Origin of the sequence: Fretibacterium fastidiosum (genome assembly GCF_000210715.1) — a bacterium.
Classification (GTDB): domain Bacteria; phylum Synergistota; class Synergistia; order Synergistales; family Aminobacteriaceae; genus Fretibacterium; species Fretibacterium fastidiosum.
The window spans coordinates 1160093-1163426 of sequence record NC_021038.1; the positions used below are offsets into that span (position 1 = coordinate 1160093).

Annotated in this window: 3 protein-coding genes; all 3 read left to right on the forward strand. The window is 50.0% G+C overall.

Features of this window, described 5'->3' with window-relative positions; translation table 11 throughout:
• The first annotated feature begins 1330 nt into the window (after positions 1-1330).
• The 3 genes from SY1_RS05325 (at position 1331) to SY1_RS05335 (ending at position 3201) form a co-directional block, all read left to right on the forward strand.
• Complete coding sequence (locus tag SY1_RS05325; protein WP_015556409.1) at positions 1331-1828, forward strand: hypothetical protein; 498 nt, start codon at positions 1331-1333, stop codon at positions 1826-1828.
• Between the two features lie 104 nt (positions 1829-1932).
• Positions 1933-2478 (forward strand): hypothetical protein, encoded by a 546-nt coding sequence (locus SY1_RS05330; RefSeq protein ID WP_015556410.1) that lies wholly within the window; start codon positions 1933-1935, stop codon positions 2476-2478.
• Between the two features lie 183 nt (positions 2479-2661).
• Positions 2662-3201: a hypothetical protein gene (locus SY1_RS05335; protein ID WP_208872968.1), complete on the forward strand. Its 540-nt coding sequence runs from the start codon at positions 2662-2664 to the stop codon at positions 3199-3201.
• Positions 3202-3334 lie beyond the last annotated feature (133 nt).

Below are 3334 nucleotides of genomic sequence, written 5' to 3' on the forward strand. Positions count from 1 at the left end.
ACCGGGGCGATCGCCAGCTCCGTCGTCCGCCCGCCGCTCCAGTCCGTCACGCGGTAGTTCGAAGAATGAAAAACTCTTACGATGCTCATCTCACGATGCCCTCAGAACTTTCTTGCTGAAAAACTCCTCTGTCTGCCGCTGCAAGGTGGACAGGCCCCATGGGCCGGACTGCCCACACCCCCTCTATTCGGGTTATCTACGTCTATCGTATCGAAAGGCGTTTCGCTGTCAAGAGGCCCGACAGGACGTGTCGTTGATCGGTGACTTTACCACTGATCAACGACACCCCCATTAGGAGCTATCAGCGTATCGGGGCCGGTTATTCACATGAGCGAAGAAAAACGTAAGCGATGCACCAGGGAAGTTGTAGAAAGCGCAAGAGCAATATCCTGGCTTTTAGGCTTTCAAGACAACACTTGAGTCCACTCCACTCACCGACCACCAACCTGGCCTTACAACGCAGCAGCAAAAGAGGCAGCAGATTGCGGCGTCACAACGAGGCTGAAGGGGCTGTTGAACTCAAGGGACAGCCCCTCCGTCCCATTTCGTCTGAACCCTTCGTTAAACCCGATCGCGCTGCCGTTCCCTTTGGACGCCCCGATCCTGTCGGGGCGTTTTTCTATTCGACGTCAGTCCCCCTTTGGGAGGCGGCCTTTTCAACCAGCCGTTTTCCCAGCTCGCGGGCGTTTTGAAGGTCCTTCGGAAACTGCTCCTCGCGCTGCCTGGCTTTGTCCTTTTCGTTGAACAGGGTGACCTCGCAGCAGGAGTAGTCGCTGAAGGAAAGCTTCAGCTTGATGATTTTGTCCGCTACGTTTCTGAAACGATTGGCCAGATGTTACAATGTCCGTTAGAAGTCCCTGAAATGCCAGGGGCGAAGCGGCGACCACGATGCCTCACGGAGGGGTGTGCGGGTTACCTGCGTCGGGTATCGAGGAAGGATGGTAACTCATTTTTGGCATATCCCGTCTGCAAGGCCACTTTTTCACAGGACAAGGATGGACAGCCGCTCCCGAAGAAACTCTATACGGGCGAGGTCATCGAGGCGGATTGTCCCTTGGATTGCGGGCGGAAGGCGCGGCAATTCAGTGGCACTTACGGGAAATTTTGGCGGTGCTCCTGTTCTCCTGGCGTGACGTATAAGGACGTGGATGGAAAACCCGTTGTGCGTGAGGAACGTCTCCCAAGGTTTCCTGCCCTGTGCGTGGCTGCAAGGGCAAGGCGGAGAAGTTCAACGGCAAGAACGGCCCGTTCTGGAAGTGTTCAACGTGCCGAAACTTCTTTGACGACGTGGATGGCAAGCCAGTGATCCGAAAGAAAGAGAGGTAGCAAAATGTCCAAGAATCGTATCGTTTTGTTTGGTGTGCTCGGTGTTGTGATGGGGTTGGTGCTTGGCGTCTTTGGGCGTGATTTCATAGTGGCCAGCGAGAAGCAGAAACTTGAAGCACAGAAGGCCGAGGAGGCGGTTGCTACCAGTATCATTGTTCGACTTAAGCAGGCAAGTACTGACCTTTCAATGTTTCGCATGAAAAATGGCAAGGAAATAGGTGAAAACTATGACCTTGGGGCTGCCTTGAATACCCCGGAACGGATCAGAGAGAAACTGGGAGATATATACGCTGATGGACGTTGGGTTTTTCAGAGCAACGCTGCGGGATGGTGGATAGGCTATAAGCTTGATGGTGTATCAAACGCTGTACGCCAGAAGATTGCGAGCCAAGCACGTTTTTCCAATCTTTTTAAGGCCACAGACAAAAGTGATGCCAACGTATATGATGGAGGAGATATCGTGTTTTTGTATGACTATGTCCCAGAAACATTCAAGTGGTGAAAAAAGGCCGGAGAACGGCCCGTTCTGGAAGTGTTCAACGTGCCGGAACTTCTTTGACGACGTTGACGGCAAGCCAGCGATCCGAAAGAAAGAGAGGTAGCAAAATGTCCAAGAATCGTATCGTTTTGTTTGGTGTGCTTGGTGTTGTGGTGGGGTTGGCGCTTGGTGTCTTTGGGCGTGATTTCATAGTGGCCAGCGAGAAGCAGAAACTTGAAGCACAGAAGGCTGAGGAGGAAGCCAAGATAAAGGCTATGATGACGGGGATACCCGTGGACGCTTCCCAAGAATTTATCGCAGCGAAAACTTTGGTAGATGACATGAAAAGCTTGAAGGCCATGCTTTTGATATTCTACATGGAACACATAGAGCAAGAAGTTGATCTGACAAAAACTTTGGATACGCCGGAGCACATCAGGGAAGTGTTGAAAAAGAAAGTGAGGAATGTCGAAAAATACCTTGATGGTAACTGGATTTTTCAAGGCAACACCAGTGATTGGTGGATTGGCTATAACCTTGATGACGGCTTCAAAAAACAGGCCTCTGAGATTGGCAAGGAACTTGTGAAGCGGGCCGAGAGAAATGGTCTTTACAAGGACATGAATGGAAATCTTTACGATGGCGGCGGTAAAGTTTACATGAAAGTTCATTAGCCAACGTAAAGGGGGGCTCTGCGCCCCCTCTTTCATATATCTCGTTCAAATGTTAACCGCTGATATCAACGGTACACCAAAGAGGGCGCACAGGATCGGTTCAACGTGCCGAAACTTCCTTGACGACGTGGACGGCAGGCCAGAAATACAGAAGAAAAAGACGACGAAGGAGCGTGTTGAGAATTGATTTCAAAAAAACTGGTAATTTTGTTGTGTTCGACATTCCTTGTAACAGGCTTGGCCTGGGGCCATGCCGGGCAGGACTTCAATGAGCCCAGTGAAGAAGAGAAGTTTAAGGCTAAAGTTGAATACGGAAATCAGGAGTTTGAGAGAAGGCGTGAGGAGTTTAAAGCTGCTCTGGCATTTCTACACGAATTTGGTCCGCTGGATAATGCGTTGGGTAGATTATATGGTCAGAAGGGAATAGACGGCCACAATATTGGGAGTGTACTTGATACACCTGAACATATTGAGGAAAAACTGGGAAAGTATCTTGGTGATAACATTGACAAGTACACGGATGGGAGTTGGTTTTTCCACGGTGATAAGGATGGCTGTTGGATTGGTCGTAACGTTAATCTTTCTGATGCAGATCGGAAGTTTGTCATAAAAGCCGCTTCATCGTATAAGTTGTATAAGAATCCCAACAAGGATGATGGCCTTTACGATGGAGGGAATACCGTATATATGTATCATGATGAAAGAGGAAATTTTAGTTGGTGAGTTGTTTTTTAGCATTGGCGGCGGTATAGTTTGCAGGAAGGTTCGTTAACCAACGCGAAGGGGGCTCTGCGCTCCCCTTCACGCCAGCCTGTTGTAGGGAAAAACACCCCGGCGGCGACCAAAGGACTTCCCC